The organism is Clostridium sp. DFI.5.61 (assembly GCF_024462915.1).
In the GTDB taxonomy this organism is placed as follows: Bacteria; Bacillota; Clostridia; order Oscillospirales; family Oscillospiraceae; genus Lawsonibacter; species Lawsonibacter asaccharolyticus.
In genome coordinates, this window is sequence record NZ_JANGBZ010000032.1 from 1 (window position 1) to 24,015 (window position 24,015).

Sequence of the window (24,015 nt, forward strand, 5' to 3'; positions counted from 1 at the left end):
AAAGATTTTTGTGGCATCCGGGGAGATCTTGTGGTAAAATGGGGCCGGTCATTCGGTCTGGGGCTCCGGACCCAGGCTTCTGAAAAGAAAGGAAATCCCAGATGATGATGAAACGATCCATATCCCTGGTCACCGCACTCTGTCTGCTGTCCCTCTGCGCCTGCGCCGCTCCTGGCGGAAGGGCGGTGTCCCCCGCGTCGGCGGACGGGGAGATGGGGAGCTCTGTGAGCTTCACGGACAGCTTGGGCAGTACCATTACCCTGGAGGAAGCGCCCCAGCGGGTGGCAGCCCTGATCGGCAGCTACGCGGAGACCTGGGTCCTGGCAGGAGGGGAGGACACGCTGGCAGCGGTGACCCAGGACGCCTACGATGAGCGGGGGCTGGAGCTGGGGGAGGATGTGACCAACGTGGGCTCCAATCAGACCCCGGAGCTGGAGGCGCTTTTCGCTGCCCAGCCTGACCTGGTGCTCCTGACTCCCGATCTGGACGGCCAGCTGGCGCTGGCGGAGCCCCTGGCTGCGGCCGGCATTCCCGCCGCTTGGTTCAAGGTGGAGTCCTTCTCCGACTACCTCTCCATGCTGGAGATCTGCACCCGTCTGACGGGGCGGGACGACCTGTATCAGGCCAACGGGCTGGATATCCAGGCAGAGATCGACCGGGCGCTTGCCCGTGTCCCGGAGGGGGAGCACCCCACGGTCCTGCTGCTGCGGGCCTACTCCACCGGCGTCCGGGCCAAGAACAGCGACAATATCACCGGCGTGATGCTGAAGGATCTGGGCTGTATCAACATCGCGGACAGCGACAGCGGACTGCTGGAGGAGATCCAGATGGAGTCCATCCTGGCGGCGGACCCGGACCATATCTTCGTGACCACCATGGGCTCCAGCACGGAGAAGGCGCTGGACAGCCTGACGGAGCTGTTCCACAGCGACCCGGCTTGGGAGTCCCTTGCGGCGGTGAAAGAGGGGCGGGTCCATATCCTGGACAAGGCCCTGTTCCACTACAAGCCTAATGTGCGATGGGGAGAGAGCTATGAAGTCCTTGCCGACATCCTATACGGCGGCGCGTAAGTGGGGGATCATCCTCCTGCTGGCTCTGGCCAGTCTGGGGGCGGCTCTGCTGAGCATGAGCTTCGGCTCCACCCAAGTCCCGTTTTCAGAGATCCTGACCGCCTTGATGGGCGGTGAGACCCAGGCATACAATATCGTGGTCTATGCCCGCCTGCCCCGCACCCTGGCGGCCCTGCTGTGCGGCAGTGCCCTGGCGGTGGGCGGGGTCATCATCCAGGGAGTGCTGGGCAACCCCCTGGCGGGGCCCAATATCATCGGGGTGAATGCCGGCGCAGGCCTGGGGGCAGTCCTCTGCGCCGCCCTGATTCCGACCTCTATGACGGCGGTCCCGGTGGCAGCTTTCCTGGGGGCGCTGGGGGCGTGTATGCTGGTGTACACCCTGGCCCGGAGGACCGGGGCCAGCCGCATCACCCTGGTGCTGGCCGGGGTGGCCATCAGCAGCATGCTCTCCGCCGCCATCGACGCGGTCTCCATCCTGTTCCCGGAGGCCGCCCTGGGGGCAGGCAGCTTTATGGTGGGCCGGCTGTCTGGGGTGACAGTGGCCGCCCTGAAGGTGCCGGCCCTGCTCTCCCTCCTGGCCGGGGCGGGGGCCTTTGCCATGAGCTATGAGCTGGACCTGCTCACCCTGGGGGATGAGGTGGCCCAGTCCCTGGGGCTGTCTGCCCGGGCGGCCCGGAACCTCCTGCTTACCCTGGCGGCGGTGCTGTGCGGCGCGGCGGTGAGCTTTGCCGGGCTGGTGGGCTTCGTGGGCCTGCTGGTGCCCCACGCGGCCCGCTTCCTGGTAGGGGGGGAACACAAGTACCTGCTGGCTGCCTCCCTGTTCCTGGGGGCGGCGCTGGTGACAGTGTGTGACCTGGCGGCCCGGGTGCTGTTCGTCCCCTTTGAGCTGCCAGTGGGCATCCTGCTCTCCCTGATGGGCGGCCCCTTCTTTCTGTGGCTGCTGTTCCGGCAGAGGGGAGGGCGGCGGACATGATGGAGCTATGCCATATCACGGCGGGCTACGGCGGCCCGCCGGTACTGAGGGACGTATCCCTGGTCTTTGAGCCGGGGAAGGTCACCGTCCTGGCCGGGCCTAATGGCTGTGGAAAATCCACTCTCCTGCGGGTGGCGGCCCGGCTGATGGCACCGGAACGGGGAGAGGTAAGGATAGAGGGGCAGGACGTGTCCCGGCTCTCCGCCAAGCAGTTTGCCCGGTTGGCGGCGCTGCTTCCCCAGAGCCGGCCGCTGCCCGGCATCACGGCGGGGAGCCTGGTCCTCCACGGGCGCTTCCCCTATCTGGGCTATCCCCGCCGCTACTCCAGGGAGGACCGGGAGGCGGCCCGCCAAGCCATGGAGCGCACCGGTGTGGCCGGGCTGGAGGGGGTGCCCATGGCCCACCTCTCCGGTGGACAGAGACAGAAGGTTTATCTGGCCATGGCGCTGGCCCAGGACACCCCAGTGCTGCTGCTAGACGAGCCCACCACCTTTCTGGATATCGCCCACCAGCTGGAGCTGGCGGAGACCGCCCGGACGTTGGCGGAGGAGGGAAAAGCGGTGGTCATGGTCCTCCATGACCTGAACCTGGCCCTGAGCTGCGCACACCGGGTGGCGGTGCTGGAGGAGGGACAGCTGCGGCGGGTGGGTGCGCCGGAGGAGATCTACGCCTCCGGCGTGCTGGAGAAGGTATTCCAGGTCCGGGCCCACAGCGTGGAGACGGCGAAGGGGGAGCGGCAGTACCTCTTCAGCCGGCTGTGAGAGCGGAGGGGGGCCACCCTGCCCGTTTCCTTGTATGATAAAAAGAGCCGTCCCCCTGAGATAGGGGAACGGCTCTTTTATGCTGATCAGCGGATCAGCCGGCTTGAGAGGGAGCCGCTGGAAGCCGCCCTATGAGAATAGCGGTGCCTGCTCCGGCGGGGAGGAGCCGTTCAGTTGTCGTCCTGGAGGGCATCGTAGTCCGTCTCACCGGTCCGGACCTTGACCACGTTTTCTACGTTGTACAGGAAGATCTTTCCGTCCCCCTGATTGCCAGTGCGGAGGGCTTTTTCCGCCGCAGCCACCACCAGGGCGGGGTCCACCCTGGACACCACGATGTCCACCTGAATCTTAGGAAGCAGGTTCATGCTTATTTTGACGCCCCTGTACTGCCCCACCTTGCCCAGCTGGGTGCCGCACCCCATCACGTTGCTCACCGTCATGCCGGTGACGCCGATGGCCGCCATGGTGTCCTTCAGGATGGAGAAGCGCTCCTCCCGACAGATGATGGTCACCTTGGTCAGCTTCCGGCCGGAGGGGTCAGGCGCAGGCCGGGATTCCAGCGCGGCCGGCACAAGTCCGGAGAGGTCCACCGGTCCGCCGGCCCCTTCTCCGCCTAGGGCGCTGGGGGCTGCGGGGCGGAAGTCGGCGTAGGCGGAGGCCAGGGCGTGCTCTGTGATGTCCAGGCCGATGATCTCATCCTCGGCGGATACCCGCAGACCGATGGTCTTGTCGATGAACTTGAACACCAGGAACATGGATACAGAGGCATAGGCGGCGATGGCAGCTACACCCATGCACTGCACCCCCAGGTGGTAGAGACCGCCGCCGTAGAGCAGCCCGCTGGAGGTGTTGAACAGGCCGTCCGCCAGGGTGCCCCAGATGCCGTTGGCACAGTGGACCGCTACAGCACCCACCGGGTCGTCCACGTGGAGCTTGAAGTCCAGCAGCTCCACCACCAGCACCACCAGGATGCCATCGACTGCGCCGATGAGGATCGCGCCCAAGGCGTCTACCGTGGCACAGGGGGCGGTGATGCCCACCAGGCCAGCCAGAGAGGCGTTCAGACACATGGAGACGTCCGGCTTGCCGCTGCGCACCCAGGTGAAGACCATGCAGGTGAAGGTGGCCACGGCGGGGGCAAGGGTGGTGTTGCCCAGGATCTGGGCTAGCTGGGCGGCATCTGCGGCGGCGGCGCCGTTGAAGCCGTACCAGCAGAACCAGAGAATGAAGCACCCCAGCGCGCCCATGGTCAGGGAGTGCCCGGGGATGGCGTTGACCTGGATGCGGCCGTCCTTTTCCCGGGTGTACTTACCGATCCGGGGGCCCAGCATCCACGCGCCGATAAGGGCAGCCAGTCCGCCCACCATGTGGATCACAGAGGAGCCGGCGAAGTCCACATAGCCGAACTGGACCAGCCAGCCCTGGCTGTTCCAGACCCACCCGGCCTCGATGGGGTAGACCACCGCGCTGATAACGCCGGAGTACACGCAGTAGGCCAGGAATTTGGTGCGCTCCGCCATGGCGCCGGAGACGATGGTGGCCGCTGTGGCGCAGAACACCAGCTGGAAAAAGAAGTTAGACCAGTCGAAGGCATAGAAGTTCGTAAACATCTGATACTCCGGCATGCCGATCAGGCCGAAGAAATAGTTCTCACTGTTCATGATGCCGTAGCCCAGCAGGATGAAGACCACCGTTCCGATGCAGAAATCCATTAGGTTCTTCATGATGATGTTGCCTGCGTTTTTTGCCCGGGTAAATCCTGTTTCAACCATTGCGAATCCGCACTGCATGAAAAAGACCAGGATTGCGCCCATGAGATACCATACCGATAAATCCATCTTCTCTCGCTCCTTTTTACACAAGGGCGTGCGGTCCGGCACCTTCGCCGTCCCGCACGCCCTTGTGCGTTTGATTTTGGTTCCTCTGCTGCAGCAAAAGAAGCAGGCGCCGCCGGGTCTGATCCCGACAGCGCCTTTGCTTGAGTGTGAGTTTATACCTCCGGTTCTCTCCTGTCAAGATGCAGGAAGAAAGTTTGTGGGACCCAATCAAAACGCGGGGAGACAAGGCAGACCCTCTTTTCTAAGTTCAACAAATTTTTTGCGTGCCAGAGTCAGAAGGAGAGAGAAGCGTTTCTCAAAAAATAGAAAAGAAAAAGCAGAATGTAAAAATTGCATAAAATAGGACGGTTCTCCTGGAATTAGCCATATATTTGCAATAAAGATAAAATATAATTTCAAAAAATATTGACTTTCACGAAGTAGTGTACTATACTTTCGCCCATAGCTGAAAACAGAGGGCCTCATGTCTCTGATAGAGACATAATTTCGAGATGCCTAAACTTGAAAGAAGTAGGCGGAGTTCCTGCAAAATGACTAGGCTTGGGACGGGAGCCCTGCGGTGAAAGACGGCTATGTGCGTATGGGAGAGACAGCGCAGTCTCGCGGCGGCAGTCCGGGAGTTTGACTGCCGTATTTTTGTAAGCTGACCTGGAAAGGGGAAATCGAGATGAACAGAGAAGACTATCAGCAGCGCGGCTTGTATGACCCGGCGTTTGAGCACGATGCCTGCGGCATCGGAGCCGTGGTGGACATCAAGGGCCGCCAGAGCTATGAGACGGTGGACAGTGCGCTGAAAATCGTGGAGAAGCTGGAGCATCGAGCGGGAAAGGACGCTGAGGGAAAGACCGGTGACGGCGTGGGCATCCTCCTCCAGATCTCCCACCAGTTTTTTCAGAAGGCGGCCACGGAGTGCGGCATCCAGCTGGGGGAGGCGCGGGACTATGGCGTAGGTATGTTTTTCTTTCCCCAGGACACTCTCAGGCGCAATCAGGCTAAGAAGATGTTCGAGGTCATTGTGGCCAAGGAAGGCATGGAATTTCTGGGCTGGCGGAAGGTGCCTGTCTGCCCAGAGGTGCTGGGCCAGAAGGCACTGTCCAAGATGCCCAACATCCAGCAGGCCTTCGTGAAGCGGCCGGGGGATGCGGCCCGGGGACTGGAGTTCGACCGCAGGCTGTATGTGGCCCGCCGAGTCTTTGAGCAGTCCAACGACAACACCTATGTCCCCTCCCTGTCCAGCCGGACAGTGGTATATAAGGGGATGTTCCTGGTGGGGGAACTGCGGAAGTTCTACCTGGACCTGCAGAGTCGGGACTACCACAGCGCCATCGCATGCGTTCACTCCCGCTTCTCCACCAACACCAATCCCTCCTGGGAGCGGGCCCACCCTAACCGCCTGATCCTCCACAACGGCGAGATCAACACCATCCGGGGCAACGCAGACCGGATGCTGGCCCGGGAGGAGACCATGTCCAACCCGGTGATCGACGACGCCCTGGACAAGATCTACCCTGTGGTCAACGGGGCCGGGTCCGACTCGGCCATGCTGGACAACACCCTGGAGTTCCTGGTCATGAGCGGCATGGACCTGCCCCTCGCGGTGATGGTCACCATCCCGGAGCCCTGGACCAAGGACGGCAGTATCAGCCGGGCCAAGCGGGACCTGTACCAGTATTACGCCATCATGATGGAGCCCTGGGATGGTCCGGCCTCCATCCTGTTCTCCGACGGCGACGCCATGGGAGCGGTGCTGGACCGGAACGGGCTGCGCCCCTCCCGGTACTATATCACTGACGATGGTAAGCTGATCCTCTCCTCCGAGGTCGGTGCCCTGGACCTGGACCCCAGGAAGATCGTGAAGAAATCCCGGCTGGAGCCGGGGAAGATGCTGCTGGTGGATACAGTCCAGGGGCGTATCATTGATGACGCGGAGCTGAAGGAGACCTACGCCGCCCGCCAGCCCTACGGCGAGTGGCTGGACCGGGGCCTCATCCGGCTGAAGGACCTGCCGGTCCCTAACAAAAAGGTGCCCGGCTACTCCCAGGAGGAGCTGACCCGGCTGGAGAAGGCCTTCGGTTATACCTATGAGGATGTGAAAAACACCATCCTCCCTATGGCACGCACCGGGGCGGAGCCCACCGCCGCCATGGGGGTGGACATCCCCCTGGCGGTCCTCTCCGACCACGAACAGCCCCTGTTCAACTACTTCAAGCAGCTCTTCGCCCAGGTGACCAATCCCCCCATCGACGCCATCCGGGAGGAGGTGGTCACCGACACTACCGTCTATCTGGGCAACGACGGCAACCTGCTGGAGGAGCGGGCGGACAACGCTCACGCCCTTCAGGTGGGCAACCCTATCCTCACCTCGGTAGACCTGATGAAGATCCGGGGCATGAAGCAGCCCGGCTTCCAGGTGGAGACCGTCTCCATCCTATACTACAAGAACACCCCTCTGAAGCGGGCGCTGGACCACCTGTTCGTTGCGGTGGACCGGGCCTACCGCAACGGGGCTAACATCGTCATCCTCTCCGACCGGGGGGTGGACGAGAACCATGTGGCCATCCCGTCCCTGCTGGCTGTCTCAGCCGTGGAGCGATACCTGATCCGCACCAAGAAGTGCACCGCCGTGTCCATCGTACTGGAGTCAGCGGAACCCCGGGACGTGAACCACTTCGCCACGCTGCTGGGCTACGGTGCCCGGGCGGTGAATCCCTATCTGGCCCATGCGGCCATCGGCTCCCTCATTGACCAAGGTCTGCTGGACAAGGATTACCACACCGCGGTGAAGGACTATAACCAGGCCATCCTCAGCGGCATCGTGAAGATCGCCTCCAAGATGGGTATCTCCACCATCCAGTCCTACCAGTCTGCCCAGATCTTCGAGGCAGTGGGCATTGACCGGGTGGTGGTGGACGAGTATTTCACTGGTACCCTCAGCCGGGTGGGGGGCGTGGGTCTGAAGGAGATCGCTCAACTGGTGGATGACCACCACAGCCGGGCCTTCGACCCCCTGGGCCTGGGCGGCGACCCTACCCTGGACAGCCGGGGCGAGCACAAGGCCCGCGCTGGTCAGGAGGACCACATGTACAGCCCCCAGGTCATCCATCTCCTCCAGGAGGCCACCCGCAGGGGGGACTACAAACTCTTCAAGGAGTACACGGCCCTGGTGGACGACGCCTCCAAGCCCCACACCCTCCGCGGCCTGATGGAGATGCAGTATCTGGACACCCCGATTCCCTTGGACGAGGTGGAGAGCGTGGACTCCATCGTTAAGAGGTTTAAGACCGGGGCTATGTCCTTCGGCTCCATCTCCGCTGAGGCCCACGAGTGCATGGCGGTGGCCATGAACACCCTGGGGGGCAAATCCAACTGCGGGGAGGGCGGCGAAGACCCCGCCCGCTTCGGTACCCTGAAAAATTCCGCCATCAAGCAGGTGGCCTCCGGCCGCTTCGGCGTGACCAGCGAGTATCTGGTGTCCGCCCAAGATATCCAGATCAAGATGGCTCAGGGGGCCAAGCCCGGCGAGGGCGGCCACCTGCCGGGGAAGAAGATCACGCCGGAGGTGGCCAGGACCCGCCATTCCACACCGGGCGTCACCTTGATATCCCCGCCGCCTCACCACGACATCTACTCCATCGAGGATCTGGCCCAGCTGATCTACGACCTGAAGAATGCCAACCGGCAAGCCCGCATCTCTGTGAAGCTGTGCGCCGAGCCGGGAGTTGGCACCATTGCCTCCGGCGTGGCCAAGGCCGGGGCTCAGGTAGTACTGATCTGCGGCTATGACGGGGGCACCGGTGCCGCCCCCCGCAGTTCCATCCATTCTGCCGGTGTGCCTTGGGAGCTGGGGGTGGCCGAGACCCACCAGACCCTGATCATGAACGGCCTGCGCTCCCGGGTCATCGTAGAGACCGACGGCAAGCTGATGAGCGGCCGGGACGTGGCCATCGCCTGCATGCTGGGGGCGGAGGAGTTCGGCTTTGCCACCGCCCCCCTGGTCACCATGGGCTGCTGCATGATGCGGGTATGCAACCTGGGCACCTGCCCGGCAGGGATCGCCACCCAGGACCCGGAGCTGCGGCGGCGCTTCACCGGAAAACCGGAGTATGTGATGAACTTCATGCGCTTCGTGGCCCAGGAGCTGCGGGAGCACATGGCCTGCCTGGGGGTGCGTACCGTGGACGAGCTGGTGGGCCGCACCGACTTGCTGAAGGTGCGGGAGCACGCCGTCAACGAGCGGGCCGCCACGGTGGACCTGTCCGCCATTCTGGATAACCCGTTTGAAGGGGCGCAGGTCAAGCGCCATTTCGACCCCGCGGACGCCTATGACTTCCAGCTGGAGAAGACGGTGGACATGAGGGTCCTGCTGAAGAAGATGAAGGGGGCGCTAGAGAAGGGGGAGAAGCGGACGGTGAACGTCCCCGTCACCAGTACCGACCGGACCCTGGGGACCATTTTCGGTTCCGATATCACCAGGCTCCACGGCAGCAGCCTGCCCGACGACACCTTCACTGTCAAGTGTACCGGCGGCGGTGGGCAGTCCTTCGGTGCCTTCATTCCCAAAGGGCTCACCCTGGAGCTGGAAGGGGACTGCAACGACTATATGGGCAAGGGCCTCTCCGGCGGAAAGATCATCGTCTATCCCCCCAAAGGGTCCCCTTTCAAACCGGAAGAGAACATCATCATCGGCAATGTGGCCCTCTACGGGGCTACCAGCGGCAAGGCATTCATCAACGGCATGGCAGGGGAGCGATTCGCCGTGCGCAACTCCGGCGCCTGCGCGGTGGTGGAGGGCGTGGGCGACCATGGCTGCGAATACATGACCGGCGGCCGGGTGGTGGTGCTGGGACCTACCGGCAAGAACTTCGCGGCGGGCATGTCCGGCGGCATCGCCTATGTGTGGGATGAGGACCGGGACCTGTACCTGCGGCTGAACAAGGCGCTGGTCACAGTGGACCCGGTGACGGAGCGGCAGGACATCCAAGAGATCCGGACCATGCTCACCGAGCATGTGGAGGCCACCGGCTCCCCTAAGGCCCGGGAGATCTTGGACCACCTGGAGGAGAAGGCAGCCTGTTTCAAGAAGATTCTGCCTCGGGACTACGACAGAATGCTGCGCACCATCGCGGAATTTGAGGCCCAGGGCCTGAGCCACGAACAGGCTGAGGTGGAGGCATTCAGTGCCAGCACCAAGGAATAAGGGGGGAGAAAGTGTTATGGGAAAGATCACTGGATTTCTGGAATATGACCGGCAGACTGATCCGGCGGAGCAGCCACTGGACCGCATCGAGCATTGGAAGGAGTTCCACCCCCGCCTGTCCGAGGCGGACCGCCGCCAGCAGGGGGCCCGGTGCATGGAGTGCGGTGTGCCCTTCTGCCAGTCCGGCGCCACCCTGGGCGGGATGACTTCCGGCTGCCCCCTGCACAACTTGGTGCCGGAGTGGAACGACCTGCTCTACACGGGGAACCTGCCCCAGGCGCTGGAGCGGCTGCTGAAGACCAACAATTTTCCTGAGTTTACAGGGCGGGTGTGTCCCGCCCTGTGCGAGGCCGCCTGCACCTGCGGCCTCCACGGCGACCCGGTCACCGTCCGGGAGAACGAGCTGGGCATCATCGAGGCAGCATTCGAGCGGGGCTTGGTCCAGCCTCGGCCGCCCAGAGTGCGCAGCGGCAAGCGGGTGGCGGTGGTGGGCTCCGGCCCCGCCGGACTGTCGGCGGCGGACCAGCTCAACCGCCGGGGCCACAGCGTCACCGTCTTTGAGCGGGACGACCGGGTGGGCGGACTGTTGATGTACGGCATCCCCAACATGAAGCTGGAGAAGAAGTATGTCATGCGCCGGGTGGAGCTGATGCGGGAGGAGGGCGTGTGTTTCGTCACCGGCGTGGATGTGGGCCGGGACAAGAGTGCCCAGGAGCTGCTGGACGAGTTTGATGCGGTGATCCTGTGTACCGGGGCCAAGGAGCCCCGAGATCTGGCGGTGCCCGGCCGGGAGGCCGGCGGGGTCCATTTCGCGGTGGACTATCTGGCCGCCACCACCCGCAGCCTGCTCAACTCCAAGCTGAAGGACGGCACTTATCTCAGCGCCGCAGGCAAGGACGTGGTGGTGGTAGGCGGCGGCGACACGGGTAACGACTGTGTGGGAACGGCACTGCGTCATGGCTGCCGTTCGGTGGTGCAGCTGGAGATGATGCCCAGGCTGCCCGACCAGCGGGCCGACGATAATCGCTGGCCGGAGTGGCCCCGGGTGTGTAAGACCGACTACGGCCAGGAGGAGGCCGTCGCCGTCTTCGGGCGGGACCCCCGGATCTATCAGACCACGGTGAAGGAACTGCTGACCGACAGCGAGGGGAACCTCCGGGCGGTGAAGGTGGTCCGGCTGGAGGCGGGGACGGACAAGAAGACAGGGCGCACTGTGATGCACGAGGTAGCAGGCACGGAGGAGGAACTGCCCTGCCAGCTGCTGCTCATCGCCGCCGGCTTCCTGGGCCCCCAGGCCTATGTTGCCGAGACCTTTGGATTGGAGCGCACCCCTCGCTCCTGTGTCAGCACCGCCCCCGGCGGATACGCCACCAATGTGCCCAAGGTGTTCGCCGCCGGAGACATGCGCAGGGGCCAGTCCCTGGTGGTCTGGGCCATCCAGGAAGGGCGCGCCGCCGCCCACGAGGTGGACACCTTTCTGATGGGGTACAGCAATTAAAAGCCTGACCGCAGGCGCGGTCAGCTGGGTGCCAGGGCGAGGACCCTGGCGCAGGTACGGCTCTGCCGGCCTGAGCATCTGGATCCCAGAAGGATGAGCCGCCCAGAGACGGCGGGATAAAAAATGAAAGACACGCTGAAAAGCGTGTCTTTCGTTTTCAACAGCAGATCAGAAAAAGATGCAGTGGCTGTCGGTCTGTATCAAAATCCAAATCGAAGCCCGGCGGAGCGGATTCGATTTGAAAAGGAAGAGCAAGGGGGCGGGCGGATGACGTCTTTTTTGCCTCAGGCATAAAAAGACGTGGTCACAAAGCGAACTTTGCCACCACGTGGAAAGAACGGTCAAAACCGATATTTTTACGAGGGCAAAAACAGCCGCCCACAGGGCGGCCCCAAGCCGGAGCCCAGCGGAGCGGGTCCGGTTTGGAAGAGAGGAGCGGCAGAATGAGCGAACGATAAGCTTTACAATGAAATGAAAAAGCTCGTCGCAAGTGATATGTCGCTTGCGACGAGCTGGTACGGGTAGTGGGAGTCGAACCCACACGGTTGCCCACTGGAACCTAAATCCAGCGCGTCTGCCAATTCCGCCATACCCGCGCGACCACGTCTATCATAAAGGATTGTAGGAAAAAAGTCAATGGGCATTGCGGAGAAGGGGACGCCCCGGAAAAGGGCGCCCCCAGGCAGAAGATTTTGGAATGGGGAAGATGGCTCACTCTCCAGGGGAATGGTGGTGCAGGGCGGCGGTCAGCAGGACCACGCCCGCAGCCAGGAGCCCGGATTGGACCAGGCACATGCCCCCGGGCAGGGAAAAGGCCGGGTCCAGTGTCCCCAGGGACAGGGGGTACTGGGAGAAGAACCGGCCGTTCCACAGGGAGAGCAGCTCGGGAAGGGGGAGGAGCTGGAGCAGGAAGGGCAGGGGCATCCACAGGTAGACGAGCCAGGGGCGCAGGCGGCCCAGCAGCCAGCCGCTGCCCAGGGCAAAGACCAGAGCTGGTATCAAGGATATGGCGGCGGGAAGGAACAGACTGCCCCAGCTGTACCACCGAAACATGCGGGTATAAAAGACGGCGGACAGCAGCAGGACGGCGAGGGACTGGAGGACGGTGCCGGTCAGTGCCGCCCCCAGCCGGGCCAGGGCGTATTGCCAGGGCCGCACAGGGGTGGCGGCGGTGAGGACTGCGGCCCGCCGCTCCGCCCCTGAAGTGAAAAAGGTGAGAAAGAACAGCACACCGATCCACAGCAGGGGGAGCAGGCGGCTGAGGTAATCCCCGAAGGTCCAGGGGGAGAAGGGGGCAGTGTGGGACACCCCCAGAATGGAGGCGCCGGTGAGTACCTGCCAGCCGTAGAACAGGGTCACGGCCAGAATGCCGAAAAAGAACTTGTTCCACAGCAAGCGCTTACACTCATATCGAAATATCTTGACCAAGGTCCAGCTCCTCCTCTGTCAGCCCGCAGGCGTCTAAAAATTCTTGATAGGTGAGATAGGGATAGCTCCAATCGAGCTCACGGTTGAACAGGCCGCGCAGGATCTCATCCATGGCCGCCTCACCCCCTACCAGCTTTTCTGCCCTCAAAATTTTCAGGGGCATCTCGCAGTACTGCCGCATGCCGGTCAGGCTGTTGGTGATGGCCAGCTGCTCCTCCTCGGGCAGCATGGCCAGGTACTCTGGGTTTCGGACGTAGAAGTCCAGGTAGTAGTCCTCCACCTCCCGCTCCCACGCCTCCACATAGTACTCCCGCGCGTAGTCCACCCCGTAGAGCTCCTTGACGATGCGGTAGGTGGTGTACACCGTCAGCCCCTCGGCGGACCAGGGGTCTGCGGGGTCCTCGGAGTCAAACATGTTGCCCAGGCCCCACCACTGGTGGACCAGCTCGTGGATCATCACCTCGCCGGGGACGGCCCCCTTGCCGCCGTCGTGGAGATTGGCGGCAGTGAAGTCCATCTCGTCCAGCAGGCTGGCGCCTCCGCCGGCGTAGCCCCCGCCGGCCACCCGGCTCTGGATCAGCTTCAGGGAGCCGCCGGCACCGAAAGACAGAGGGCCGTAGTGCTCCGTGCAGTAGTCCACCACGGCCCGCACCGCCTCCGCCGCCCTGGCCTGCTCCATCACCGCCTGATGCTTCCGGCCATAGTAGAGCTGGATGGTGGCGCCGCCGGCCTGGATATCCTGTCGGATGTAGTCCCCGGCGTAGACGATGCCGCCAGCGCTGTCATCCTCATAGCGCCAGGTGGCGGTGCCGTTGCCGTGGGTCTCCACCACCTCTGCCTCGCTGGTACCGAAGGGGATGACGGTCATGGAGCCGGGCACGGTGAGCTCCACGGTGGTGGGATAGCCCTGCCCCTCTGGCAGAACATTGAGCAGATAGGGCATCAGGTTCTGATTCTCCAGGCACAGATAGGCTCCGCTGATCTCGGGGGAGCCCTGGGTGGTCTCCGCAATGTTCCAGTCCCTGGGGAAGCCGCCGTACTCCAGCACCAGCTCCACCGCGCCGTCCGCCGGGAGGGCGATCTCCCACAGAGCCATGTTGGACTCCTCGTAGCCGGTGCGGACGGGGGAGATCTCCGCCCCATTGGCACGGGCAGAAGTGATGTCGTACCCCGGGTCCACACCGAAGCAGACCGTCCACCCCTGGCCGGAGGTGTTCTGGAACTGATAGGCGGCTCGGCCCTCCACCGTGCCAGCGGCGGTGTCTGGGAATACCTGGGCGGTGCGCCTGGAACAGGTGACTCCCTCGGCATACTCCAGTTCGAAGAGCCGGGAGGCGGTGAGGTCCGGATTGCTGTTGTCAAAGAAGGGCTGAGCTGCATAGGCCGCACCGGAACAGGCCAGGAGCAGCAGGGCGATCAACGGCCGACAGACCCGCCGGGCGCTCCGGGCCAGGGAGCCTAGAAGCCCCTTCCCATACTGCCGGATACACAGCCAGGAGAGGGTCCAAACCCCCGCCAGGGCTGCCAGCCAGGTCAGGCGCATATAGGCCACCGACCGGTAGAGCCGGAAGTTGGAGAAGTCATCGGACAGGGCCCATACGCAGGGGTTGAGCCAGCACAGCTGCCACTTCCCGGCCCACACCGTCAGACTCAAGGCGGCGAAGGCGGCAAAGAGGACCAGGGACAGGTCAGAGCGCCGGGTGAACTGATAGGCGGCGGCCGCCGCCAGAATGGCCAGCCACAGGGCCAGCCCCATGAACAGCAGATAGGAGAGCAGGTAGTCCGTGCCGCCAAAGACGGAGCCGATGAGCTCCCGGCTGATGGGGAGCCAAACCAGCATGGTGAGGCCCAGACCCAGGACAGCGGCAGCGGCCAGGGCGGGCAGGCGTACCAGGGCCATGGTCAGGGGGGAGACCGCAGCGTCCATCAGCATGCCCACCCGGCTGCGCTCCGTGCGGTCCAGCTCGTACACTGTCAGCAGGCCGAACAGGATGCCCCCCACCACGCCCCCGGCCAGGGCGGGATCAGCCAGATACATAGACAGCATGGTGTCGGCGGCGGTGGGCTTGTACAGCACCAGCCCAGCCAGTGGGGAGAGCACAGTCAGTAAAATGACCAGCCAGGTCAGGCGGCTTTGGAATAGACGTCCCAGCTCCAGACAAAACAGATGCAGAGCTTTCATTGGACCGCCTCCCGGGAGATGAGGTAGAGGTAGGCGTCCTCCAGGGTGGGTTCTGCGGGCTGAGCGAAGCGGGGGAGGACATCGGCCACCGCCCGGCAGCGGATGCCCTGGCTGGTGTTCACCCGGGCCGTAATATGCAGCCCCGCCTCCTGGGCCGCCTCCCGTTCCCAGAACACCCCCACGTGTCCGGCGGCGGACTGGATCAGGGCTTCCGGAGTGCCGGTGAACAGGACCCTGCCCTGGTCCATAACGACCAGCTGGCCGCAGACCGACTGCACATCCTCAATGATATGGGTGGACAGCAGCACCAGCCGGTCCTGGGCTGTCTGGGAAAAGAGGTTGCGGAAGTGGATGCGCTCCTCCGGGTCCAGGCCCACGGTGGGCTCGTCAAAGATGAGGAACTCCGGGTCTCCCAGCAGAGCCTGGGCGATTCCCACCCGCTGGCGCTGGCCTCCGGAGAGAGTGCGGATTCTGGCCCGGCGCTTCTCCTCCAGATTGACGGCCCGGATGACCTGGTCGATGGCGGAGCGGCTGTTCCTCAGCCCCTTCAGGGCAGCCATGTAGTCCAGGAACTGATAGACGGTGAGCTCGTCATACAGGCCGAAGGACTGGGGGAGATAGCCCAGACGGGCTTTGAGCGCCCGCTGGGATCGGTCCAGCGGGCGCCCGTCCACCAGGATGGAGCCCTGGGTGGGCAGGAGGGCGGCCACCAGCAGCTTCATCAGGGTGGACTTGCCCGCCCCGTTGGGGCCCAGAAGCCCCACCAGGCTGGGGCTGGTCAGGTCCAGGTCCAGTCGCTGGAGGGCCTGCTTCCCGCTGGGATAGGTCATAGAGAGATCTTGGATTTGGATTTGCATGGGTCAACATCCTTTCGTCTTGGGTTCCATGTCAGGATACCGGTGCAATGTGGAGAGCGATTGAAGAAAAGATGTGTTTTGTATGAAGATGGCGGAGAGGCCAGGGCAATCATGTCCCCGCCCGGGAGGCGGACGGGGACAGATGGCTTAGGCCTGAGAGATGGCCCGGAGAGCGGTGATAAGAGGAGGCTCGCCTGGGGGAGAGGGGAGGTCTGGGAGGGTGCCCAGCTCCTCGTTGCTGCTCCCGTCGGGATTGAGGCCGAATACAGGGGTGTACTGGACCAAGATCCCGCTGTTGGGCAGCTGGAGAAAGACCGGGTCTGTCCCGATGCCGTCTCCGCTGGTGGCACTGCCCACCAGCGTGGCAAAACCGGTCTGTTGGCAGAAGAGGGCGAAGGATTCGGAGGCGGAGTAGACGGACTCGTCTACCAGGACCCAGATGCGGCCCCGGAAGGGGCTGGGCTGATCAGCCGGCTCCACCCTGTGGCAGACTCGGACAAAGTGGGTGGCTAGATCCAGGTCCCCCGGCTCAAGATGAGGCAGACTGGGGAGCTGGTTCAGGGGGAGGAGACACTCGGCGGGAAAGACCTGATCCAAATAAGGGGCGTTGTTGCGGCTGTGGCGGACCAGGGCCAGGTGCTCGCTGGACAGGGGCTCATCAATGTGGGGGGCGACCAACAGCTCCTCCCAGTAAGCCTCGCTCCCGCCGCTGTTGTCCGTCAGATCAAAGATCAGGTCGGTGCAGTCCCCACACTGCCGGTAGAAGTTAGACAGGATGGCACGGTCCGCCTCGTACTCGGCGGGAAAACTGTCGATTTTCACATAGCCCACCCCACTCTCCGGCAACAGGAGGGGGATCACGCCGCCAGCAGCGGGGGCCGGCGTCTCCAGGGCCGGCTCCTCTTCCTCACCTGAGGAGTTAATGGCGCGGTCCAGGGCCAGGAGGGAGCGGTACTTTTCGCGGGTCTCTTTCCGCTCCAGAATATCGGCCCAGGCCGTCTGCCCGCTCCGCCGGTAGAGCCTGGCGGATGGGAGGAGACTGAAGTAGTCGGCGGGCTCCACAATGGACAGATGCCCGTTGTTCCCCAGCAGGAACAGGGTGCTGTAAACCGCTTGATAAAAGGTCTGATCGCTGTCGCTTTCGGCCACCATGTCCCGGTAGCTGGTGTAGATCCCTTCCACATCCACCCCTTCCCGATCTAAAATCCCCCAGCAGGGATAGCTGTCGGCCAGAACAGACCAGAGATACTTGTAGTCCTCCATCCGCTGCTCTGCGGTCAGACCCAGCATGTGATCTGGAGAAGGGGGGTCCTGGGCCTGACTGAGCGGCAGACTCAGAGACAGGGCGGCGGCAGCTAGTACTGCCGCCGCCATCTGTTTCCTCAATTTCATACAAACACTTCCTTTCTGGAAAACAGGATATCGTGCCTTTATGAAAGGAGTGTGAAGGGGGCCTTACGACTTTCTGACACAAACCTTACAGAACTCTTACAGCATTTGAATGTTTTACCCAATAGGGAGTACAAACAGGAGGGCATTGATTTTCTGCCGGGGCATGTTATACTAAAAGAAAAATGGTGCAGGGAGGCGGACATGGTGGGGGAGAAGAGGCTTTGGAAGCTGGACCAGGGGCTGTGCGTGCTTTTGATGCTGTTGATCCCCCTCCAGCTGTGTCTCAGCATTGCCAACTTGTTTTACGGGATAGACAAGGGTTATGGACACAGCTTCCCACTATGGTCCTATGTCCTGAGTGCGGCTTATCTGTGCGTCGTGTTGTCCGCCGACGGATTCATGATCTGCGTCGGACGGCTGGAGCTGTCCAAATTCGTGGGCAGGTACTGGCTCTCCGCCTGCGGGGCACTGGCGGCAGCGGCCCTGCTGAGGCTGGTGCCGGAGGGCGGGATGATCGCTCTGCTCCTGCTGGCATACACGCCTGTCCTGGTGTTGGTTCCACTGCTGGAAACGCTGGGGATCGGAGAGATATCTCCGATGATGGCAGCCGTGGGCATGTTCTGCTTGTGCAACTGGCTGATCTGCAGGTGCTTTGTGAGGAAGAAATAGGATGGCACAGGTCGGGGGCCAAAGCTCCGCCATATAAACAGCATCCCGCCCGGCTGATAGCCGGGCGGGATGCTGTTTATATGGCAGGTGCGCCGGAGCGGAGGGGATCAACTGGCCGTTTCCGGCGGAAAAATCACACGGGCCCGCACGCCGTCGGTGATATTCTCGATCTCGCACCGGGCCCCGTGCCGATCCAGGATCATCTTCACCAGGTAGAGCCCCAGACCGCTGCCGCCGGTGCGTCGGTTCCGGGACTGCTCCTCCCGGTAGAAGGGCTCAAACAGGCGGGGGAGGGCCTCCGCCCCAATCTGGACACCGGTGTTCTCCACCACCAGGGTGGGCCGCCCGTCCAGGCGCAGGGTGCGCACCCGGATGCGGGCCCCGGCGGGGGAGTACAGGGCCGCGTTGGACAGCAGATTGTCCACCGCCCGTCCCAGCAGGCTGGGATCGCCCCGGAGGACGAGGCCGGGGGCCAGGGACAGGGAGAGGTCCATCTCCCGCTGATCCAGCAGCTCCCTGTCCTGCTCCAGCTGTTCCTCCACAAGCCGGGAGAGGTCCACCTCTTCCTTCCGCAGACCCGTCCCCGATTCCATCCGGGAGATGGTGAGGATCTCCCCCACCAGGGCCTCCATCCGGGACGTGACCTGAAGGGAGCGGGCCAGATACCGGTCCCGGTCCCGATAGACGCCCACCTCGTCCAGCATCCCGGTGAGCTGCCCCTTCAGGATGGTGACGGGGGTCTTCAGCTCGTGGGAGGCAGCGGCGAAAAAGGCGCTGCGCTGCCGCTCCAGCTCCCGTTCCCGCTCCATCTCTCCCAGCAGGGCGTCGTTGGCCGCTCTCAGGTCGGTCAGGGCGGCGGAGAGGCGCTGGGACATACGATCCAGACTGCGGCCCAGGGCGCCGATCTCATCCCGGCGGGTCTCCCCGCAGATCCAGCCAAAGTCCAGCTCTGCCATTTTCCCCGCAATGCCGCTGAGGCGGACGATGGGGCGGGTGATATAGCGGGAATAGACCACTGCGCACAGGGCAGAGAAGGCCAGCAGCACCAGCAGCACCCAGGGGGCCATCCGGGCCAGGGCCGCCACTGCCAGGTTTTCCGAGCGTACTCCGGGGGAGACATAGAGCTCGCAGGTCTGCCCGCCGGCAAAGGTGACCTCGGTGACCTGGGTGTCGCTGGCTATGGAGAGGGCGTATTCCCGGCCATCCTCCTGGATGATGGCTGCGGGCGGGTCCCCGTTCCACAGGGACTGGATCTCCGATGCGGTGAACATGGAGTCGGAGGTGACAGTCACTATCGTGCTCTCGTCCTCATAGACCGACTGGATGGAGAGCTGGGAGTTGGTGTCCTGAACGATGTGCCCATTGGCGTCCACCAGCATGACGGAGGATTTGGAGGCGCGGATGAACTCGTCCAGGATGGGGCCGCAGTCCTCCAGGGCGGTGACAGACAGGCGTTCCACCAGCAGGTCAGTCTGGGCCCGCAGATCGTCGCTGGCCGCCGCTGTGTAGGTGATGGGGGTGGCCCAGGCAATCAGGGCGAAGGTGATGGCCCCCGCCCCAAGCAGGATGAGGAGGGTAATGAGGAAGATGCGGACAGTGAGGCTCTCATGGAGCTTCCTTCGCAGCACGATAGCCCACCCCCCTCACTGTCTCGATGCAGTCGATGCCCAGCTTGTGACGGAGATTCTTGATGTGGCTGTCCACCACCCGCTCGTCCCCGAAGAAATCGTAGCCCCACAGCTTGGCCAGCAGCACCTCCCGGGTAAAGACCCGGCCAGGGCTGGAGAGAAAGGTGTGGAGCAGCTCGAACTCCCGGGCGGTGAGCTCCAGAGACCGGCCGGCCAGCCGCACCTCCATGGCCTCCGGGTCCAGGGTCAGATCCCCGTAGCGGAGAAGGGAGGGCGCGGTGCTGACCCCCCCGGCACGGCGGAGGATGGCGGCGATCTTTTTCAGCAGCACCGGCATGGAGAAGGGCTTGGTCACATAGTCGTCGATCTCCAGGTCAAAGCCCCGAAGCTGCTCCGCCTCCCCGTCCAGGGCGGTGAGCATGAGGATGGGGACCTGGGATTCCTGGCGGATCAGCTCGCACACGCCGAAGCCGTCTATTTTGGGCAGCATGATGTCCAACAGGACCAGGTCAAAGGAGGCGGAGCGGAACAGCTCCAGGGCCTCCACCCCGTCTCCGGCCAGGCTGGTCTGGTAGCCGGCCTGCTGGAGATAGGCGGAGAGCAGCTCCTGGATGTCCGGCTCGTCTTCCACGATCAGGATTCGGTTCATTTTGTTCACCCCAATGACAGGATAACAGGAAAATATGAATTTTATATGGAGAGGGACAAAAAAACCAGAGCGGGAGGGGAAGAGGCGGAAAAAGAGCCCCGGCTGCCGGAGCAGAGGGCTCCGGCGGCCGGGGGCAGGACAGGGTCAGTCCCCGTACATGGGGGTGGAAAGATAGTGCTCTCCGGTGTCGGGGAGCAGGGCCACGATGGTCTTGCCCCGGTTCTCCGGCCGCCGGGCCAGCTGCACTGCGGCCCAGACCGCTGCGCCGGAGGAGATGCCAACCAGCACCCCTTCCAGCCGGCCCAGCCGGCCGCCCATGGCCAGGGCGTCCTGGTCCTCCACCTGGATGATCTCGTCATAGATCCCGGTGTCCAGCGCCTGAGGGACGAAGCCGGCCCCGATGCCCTGGATGGCGTGGGGCCCCGGCGTTCCACCGCTGAGCACGGGGGAGGAGGCGGGTTCCACTGCCACGATCTGTACGTCCGGCCTGCGGGATCTCAGGTACTCGCCCACTCCGGTGATGGTGCCGCCAGAGCCTACCCCGGCCACGAAGATGTCCACCGTCCCGTCGGTGTCCGCCCAGATCTCCGGGCCGGTGGAGGTGCGGTGGGCGGCGGGATTGGCTGGGTTTTCAAATTGGCCGGGGATGAAGCTGCCAGGGATCTCCCGGGCCAGCTCCTCCGCCCTGGCGATGGCCCCCGCCATGCCCAGCCGGCCCTCGGTCAGCACCACCTCGGCCCCATAGGCCAGCAGGAGCTGACGCCGCTCCTGGCTCATGGTGTCCGGCATGACGATGATGGCCCGATAGCCCCGGGCGGCGGCCACCAGTGCCAGACCGATGCCTGTGTTGCCCGAGGTGGGCTCGATGATGACAGAGCCGGATTTCAGAATGCCCCGGGCCTCCCCGTCGTCCAGCATGGATTTGGCGATGCGGTCCTTGGCGGACCCGCCGGGGTTGAAGCTCTCCAGCTTCCCCAGGATGCGGGCGCTCAGGCCCAGCTCCCGCTCAAGATGCGTCAGCTCCAGCAGAGGCGTCCCCCCGATCAGCTGATCTACTGAGGTATAGATCTTTCCCATAGCGCTTATCCTCCGTTCTTTCTAACTGTCAGGTAGTTTAGGGGGATTATAGGCTTTTCCCCGTCAGGTGTCAAGAAAAAGCGGGGCCTGAGACTTCAAGGGCACGCCCAACACACGGGATTTGTGATTTTTGTTGCCGTGGCGCCGGATCTGTGTTATAATTTTGACAAAGATACCTGAAAAAGGAAGGGAAGGAGCCGGCTGGGCCGGAGCGGCCCGGGTCGGAGGAGAGACAAAGGAGGCCTGTTATGGTAGAAGTCACCACTCTGGATCTGGTCATTATTGGACTGTATCTGCTCTTCATGCTGCTGGTGGGCGTGTGGTTCGTCAAGCGCATCAAGAACACGGATGACTATTATGTAGCGGGACGCACACTGGGGCCAGTGGTCCTGGCCGCCACCGTGTGTGCCACCATTATCGGAGGCAGCGCCATGATGGGGCGGGCGGGCATCGCCTACACCACGGGCTTCATGGCCATTGCCACCGCCCTGCCCTATATGCTGGGCATGTTTATCTTCTCCGGCTACGCCGGGCGTATTCAGCAGGTGGGGGAGAAGTACCACATCGAGTCCATCCCCAGCCTGTTCGAGTACCGCTTCGGAAAGCCGGCTAAATGCGTCCTGGCTGCTATGGTGGCTTTCGCCATGGTGGGCACGGTGGCCGCCCAGGTCACCGCCACCGCTACCATTATTAAGCTGCTGGGGGGACAGGTGGGCATCAGCTACGAGATGGGGGCTTTTATCGCCACCGCCATCTTCATCATCTATACCGCCGCCTCCGGACTGTTCGGCGTGGTGTACACCGATGTGGTGCAGTTTTTCATGCTCATTATCTTTGTCTACCTGATGATCCCATTTTCCAGTCTGGACTATCTGGGGGGCTTCGGGAGCTTCTGGGCCAGCCTGGACAAGAGCTACATCACCCCTGCCATTGACGGCAAGATACTGGGGGACATCGTCACCTATCTGGTCTTCACCATGGCGGGGGCGGAGATGTGGCAGCGGGCCTTCGCGGCCAAGGATAAAAAGTCAGCCAAGCGGGGCATGTTCTGGGGCACCGCCGTCTATGGCGTGACCATCGCCTTGCTGTTCCTGATGGGGCTGGCGGCCCAGCAGATCCTGCCCAACGTGGTGGAGGAGTTCGGCACCGCCGATGCCGTGATACCTGCCTTGGCCATCAAGATCCTGCCCCCCGGCCTGACGGGGCTGGCCCTGTCCGGCATCCTCTCCGTGATGATGAGCACGGCGGACAGCTATCTGCTGGTCTCTGTCCAGACGGTGGTCAGCGACCTAGGCAAGACCTTCCACCCCGCCATGAAGGAGAAGCAAGAGATCCTTTTCTCCCGCATCGCCTCGGTGGTGCTGGCCCTGGGGGCACTGGTCATCGCCCTGTACATCAAGAGTGCCTACGACGTGCTCATGTTCGCCTGGGCCTTCTACGCAGCGGCGGCCGGACTGCCCGCCCTGGCGGCTCTGTACTGGAAGAAAGCCACCAGCGCCGGCATCATGGCCGGGATGCTGGGGGGCTTCGTGGTCACCGTGGTCTGGAAGCTGGTGGGCGAGCCCATGGGTCTGGGTGCCACCGTCCCCGGCGCCATCGCCTGCGGCGTCCTGCTGGTGGGAGTCAGCCTGGCCACATACCGGAAGCGCCCCACTGTGATGGTGGAAGTGAAATAAGCGTCCGAGACGGGGGAAGCGAGACGGTCGAAAAGAGGCAGTCTGCCACGGGCAGGGTTTGTCCGCGTGCGGACGCGAACTCTGCAAAGATTTTTCCACAGAGCGCCGGCCCCGCCCTTTATTTGGGGGCAGGGCCGGCGCTCTGTGGAAAAGCGGCATGGACGTTTTATGCCGTCTGGTCAGGCAGGTCCTCCAGGGAGGCGAAGGTGTAGCCCATGTCCTCCCAGCGGGTGAGCAGCTCGTCCAGGATCTCGGCGTTGGTCCGGGAGGTGGAGTGGAGCAGCACGATGGCCCCATTGTGGATGCGGGGGATGAGTTTGGAGAAGGCCTCCTCCGCCGTAGGCTGGTCATCCACGTACCAGTCCACATAGGCCAGGCTCCAGAACACGGTGCGGTAGCCCAGGGCCTGGGCCTGGCGCAGATTCTCCTCGCTGTATTTTCCCTGCGGAGGGCGGTAGAACCGGGGGAGGGTCTGGCCGGTGGTCTCCTGGTACAGCTGTTCCAGCTCCTCCAGCTCCTGCTGAAATTTGCTCTGGTCCGAGATGGCGGACATGTCCGGATGGTGGAAGGTGTGGTTGCCCACGATGTGCCCCTCCTGAACCATACGGCGGATCAGGTCGGGGGAGGACTGGATCATGTGTCCCACTACAAAGAAGGCGGCCGGGGCCTGATGGTCCTTCAGCACGTCCAGGATCTGGGCGGTGTAGCCGTTCTCATATCCGCAGTCAAAGGTGAGGTAGAGGACCTTCTGGGTCGTGTCCCCCACATAGTAGGCGTCGTATTGGGCCAGGGACTGGGCGGTGGCGTTGCCCACAGGGGGTTCCCCCTCAGTCTGGAAGGACAGGCCCCAGTTGTCGGTGGAGGCGGCCACTGCCGCCGGGGCGGCAGCGGGGACGGGAGTGTCCTCCCGCACAGCCAGCCAGAACAGCCCTCCCAGTACCAGGCAGAGCGCAGCTGCGGACAGCAGCGCGGTTCGGCGTGTGTGGTCCATAGATGTTCCCTCCTGCGTGTTTTCGGTCAGGTCAGCGCTAGGATGTGCAGGAGAGAGGCAAAATATGTACCGCTTATGCTGGAAAAGAAGGCGGAACGGCGGCCTTCTGGCCGCCGTTCCGCCTGGAGC

General features: G+C 63.4%; 17 protein-coding genes and 1 tRNA gene. 8 read left to right on the forward strand and 10 right to left on the reverse strand.

Annotation, left to right across the window (positions count from 1 at the left end; all coding sequences use genetic code 11):
- Positions 1–101 precede the first annotated feature (101 nt).
- From NE584_RS13340 to NE584_RS19710, 3 genes are read left to right on the forward strand one after another with little or no spacing between them, the layout of a single operon-like run.
- On the forward strand, positions 102–1,070 hold the full coding sequence (locus tag NE584_RS13340; protein WP_256183016.1) for an ABC transporter substrate-binding protein: 969 nt from the start codon (positions 102–104) through the stop codon (positions 1,068–1,070).
- The gene (locus NE584_RS13345) at positions 1,033–2,043 is read left to right on the forward strand and encodes an iron ABC transporter permease (protein WP_050624050.1); all 1,011 of its coding nucleotides are present in this window, start codon (positions 1,033–1,035) and stop codon (positions 2,041–2,043) included. Before NE584_RS13340 ends, NE584_RS13345 begins: the two co-directional genes overlap by 38 nt.
- Positions 2,040–2,804, forward strand: a complete 765-nt coding sequence (locus NE584_RS19710; RefSeq protein WP_276853729.1) for an ABC transporter ATP-binding protein — start codon at positions 2,040–2,042, stop codon at positions 2,802–2,804. Before NE584_RS13345 ends, NE584_RS19710 begins: the two co-directional genes overlap by 4 nt.
- Positions 2,805–2,974: 170 nt before the next feature.
- Here NE584_RS19710 and NE584_RS13360 read toward each other — a convergent pair whose 3' ends face one another.
- A complete protein-coding gene (locus NE584_RS13360; RefSeq protein ID WP_256183017.1) occupies positions 2,975–4,642 on the reverse strand; it encodes an ammonium transporter in 1,668 nt (555 codons plus the stop codon).
- A 667-nt stretch (positions 4,643–5,309) separates the two neighbouring features.
- Here NE584_RS13360 and gltB point away from each other — a divergent pair.
- The 3 genes from gltB (at position 5,310) to NE584_RS13375 (ending at position 11,631) form a co-directional block, all read left to right on the forward strand.
- Entirely contained in the window at positions 5,310–9,839 is a 4,530-nt protein-coding gene (gltB, locus tag NE584_RS13365; protein ID WP_256183018.1) for a glutamate synthase large subunit, read from the forward strand.
- A 16-nt stretch (positions 9,840–9,855) separates the two neighbouring features.
- The gene (locus NE584_RS13370; protein ID WP_256183019.1) at positions 9,856–11,337 is read left to right on the forward strand and encodes a glutamate synthase subunit beta; all 1,482 of its coding nucleotides are present in this window, start codon (positions 9,856–9,858) and stop codon (positions 11,335–11,337) included.
- Positions 11,338–11,460: 123 nt separating this feature from the next.
- Positions 11,461–11,631 (forward strand): hypothetical protein, encoded by a 171-nt coding sequence (locus tag NE584_RS13375; RefSeq protein ID WP_256183020.1) that lies wholly within the window; start codon positions 11,461–11,463, stop codon positions 11,629–11,631.
- Between the two features lie 219 nt (positions 11,632–11,850).
- Here NE584_RS13375 and NE584_RS13380 read toward each other — a convergent pair.
- The 5 genes from NE584_RS13380 to NE584_RS13400 all read right to left on the reverse strand — a co-directional run bounded on the left by NE584_RS13380 (position 11,851) and on the right by NE584_RS13400 (position 17,196).
- Positions 11,851–11,933, reverse strand: a tRNA-Leu gene (locus NE584_RS13380).
- A 115-nt stretch (positions 11,934–12,048) separates the two neighbouring features.
- Positions 12,049–12,765 (reverse strand): hypothetical protein, encoded by a 717-nt coding sequence (locus NE584_RS13385; protein WP_256183021.1) that lies wholly within the window; start codon positions 12,763–12,765, stop codon positions 12,049–12,051.
- Complete coding sequence (locus NE584_RS13390; protein WP_256183022.1) at positions 12,743–14,947, reverse strand: hypothetical protein; 2,205 nt, start codon at positions 14,945–14,947, stop codon at positions 12,743–12,745. The genes NE584_RS13385 and NE584_RS13390 overlap by 23 nt, the downstream gene beginning before the upstream one ends.
- Positions 14,944–15,804 (reverse strand): ATP-binding cassette domain-containing protein, encoded by an 861-nt coding sequence (locus tag NE584_RS13395; RefSeq protein ID WP_256183023.1) that lies wholly within the window; start codon positions 15,802–15,804, stop codon positions 14,944–14,946. The genes NE584_RS13390 and NE584_RS13395 overlap by 4 nt, the downstream gene beginning before the upstream one ends.
- 147 nt (positions 15,805–15,951) lie before the next feature.
- Entirely contained in the window at positions 15,952–17,196 is a 1,245-nt protein-coding gene (locus NE584_RS13400; RefSeq protein WP_256183024.1) for a S41 family peptidase, read from the reverse strand.
- 201 nt (positions 17,197–17,397) lie between these two features.
- Between NE584_RS13400 and NE584_RS13405 the strand changes: the two genes are divergently transcribed.
- A complete protein-coding gene (locus tag NE584_RS13405) occupies positions 17,398–17,865 on the forward strand; it encodes a hypothetical protein (protein WP_050624058.1) in 468 nt (155 codons plus the stop codon).
- A 107-nt stretch (positions 17,866–17,972) separates the two neighbouring features.
- Here the strand turns inward: NE584_RS13405 and NE584_RS13410 are convergent, their stop codons facing one another.
- The 3 genes from NE584_RS13410 to cysK all read right to left on the reverse strand — a co-directional run bounded on the left by NE584_RS13410 (position 17,973) and on the right by cysK (position 21,219).
- Complete coding sequence (locus tag NE584_RS13410) at positions 17,973–19,493, reverse strand: ATP-binding protein (protein ID WP_050624059.1); 1,521 nt, start codon at positions 19,491–19,493, stop codon at positions 17,973–17,975.
- Positions 19,471–20,142: a response regulator transcription factor gene (locus NE584_RS13415; protein WP_050624060.1), complete on the reverse strand. Its 672-nt coding sequence runs from the start codon at positions 20,140–20,142 to the stop codon at positions 19,471–19,473. Before NE584_RS13415 ends, NE584_RS13410 begins: the two co-directional genes overlap by 23 nt.
- A gap of 144 nt (positions 20,143–20,286) precedes the next feature.
- A complete protein-coding gene (gene cysK, locus NE584_RS13420) occupies positions 20,287–21,219 on the reverse strand; it encodes a cysteine synthase A (RefSeq protein ID WP_108981121.1) in 933 nt (310 codons plus the stop codon).
- Positions 21,220–21,467: 248 nt separating this feature from the next.
- Between cysK and NE584_RS13425 the strand changes: the two genes are divergently transcribed.
- Positions 21,468–22,895, forward strand: coding sequence for a sodium:solute symporter (locus tag NE584_RS13425; RefSeq protein WP_256183025.1), 1,428 nt, complete (start codon positions 21,468–21,470; stop codon positions 22,893–22,895).
- Between the two features lie 166 nt (positions 22,896–23,061).
- Here the strand turns inward: NE584_RS13425 and pdaA are convergent, their stop codons facing one another.
- On the reverse strand, positions 23,062–23,886 hold the full coding sequence (gene pdaA, locus NE584_RS13430; protein ID WP_108981122.1) for a delta-lactam-biosynthetic de-N-acetylase: 825 nt from the start codon (positions 23,884–23,886) through the stop codon (positions 23,062–23,064).
- Between the last annotated feature and the right edge of the window lie 129 nt (positions 23,887–24,015).

Bases quoted from the DNA above. Each gene is read 5' to 3' on its own strand.
- NE584_RS13400 (WP_256183024.1), bottom strand. From the start codon at position 17,196: ATGAAATTGAGGAAACAGATGGCGGCGGCAGTACTAGCTGCCGCCGCC.
- NE584_RS13370 (WP_256183019.1), top strand. From the start codon at position 9,856: ATGGGAAAGATCACTGGATTTCTGGAATATGACCGGCAGACTGATCCG.
- NE584_RS13425 (WP_256183025.1), top strand. From the start codon at position 21,468: ATGGTAGAAGTCACCACTCTGGATCTGGTCATTATTGGACTGTATCTG.
- NE584_RS19710 (WP_276853729.1), top strand. From the start codon at position 2,040: ATGATGGAGCTATGCCATATCACGGCGGGCTACGGCGGCCCGCCGGTA.
- NE584_RS13405 (WP_050624058.1), top strand. From the start codon at position 17,398: ATGGTGGGGGAGAAGAGGCTTTGGAAGCTGGACCAGGGGCTGTGCGTG.
- NE584_RS13375 (WP_256183020.1), top strand. From the start codon at position 11,461: ATGAAAGACACGCTGAAAAGCGTGTCTTTCGTTTTCAACAGCAGATCA.
- pdaA (WP_108981122.1), bottom strand. From the start codon at position 23,886: ATGGACCACACACGCCGAACCGCGCTGCTGTCCGCAGCTGCGCTCTGC.
- gltB (WP_256183018.1), top strand. From the start codon at position 5,310: ATGAACAGAGAAGACTATCAGCAGCGCGGCTTGTATGACCCGGCGTTT.
- NE584_RS13390 (WP_256183022.1), bottom strand. From the start codon at position 14,947: ATGAAAGCTCTGCATCTGTTTTGTCTGGAGCTGGGACGTCTATTCCAA.
- NE584_RS13340 (WP_256183016.1), top strand. From the start codon at position 102: ATGATGATGAAACGATCCATATCCCTGGTCACCGCACTCTGTCTGCTG.
- NE584_RS13345 (WP_050624050.1), top strand. From the start codon at position 1,033: ATGAAGTCCTTGCCGACATCCTATACGGCGGCGCGTAAGTGGGGGATC.
- NE584_RS13395 (WP_256183023.1), bottom strand. From the start codon at position 15,804: ATGCAAATCCAAATCCAAGATCTCTCTATGACCTATCCCAGCGGGAAG.
- NE584_RS13415 (WP_050624060.1), bottom strand. From the start codon at position 20,142: ATGAACCGAATCCTGATCGTGGAAGACGAGCCGGACATCCAGGAGCTG.
- NE584_RS13360 (WP_256183017.1), bottom strand. From the start codon at position 4,642: ATGGATTTATCGGTATGGTATCTCATGGGCGCAATCCTGGTCTTTTTC.
- cysK (WP_108981121.1), bottom strand. From the start codon at position 21,219: ATGGGAAAGATCTATACCTCAGTAGATCAGCTGATCGGGGGGACGCCT.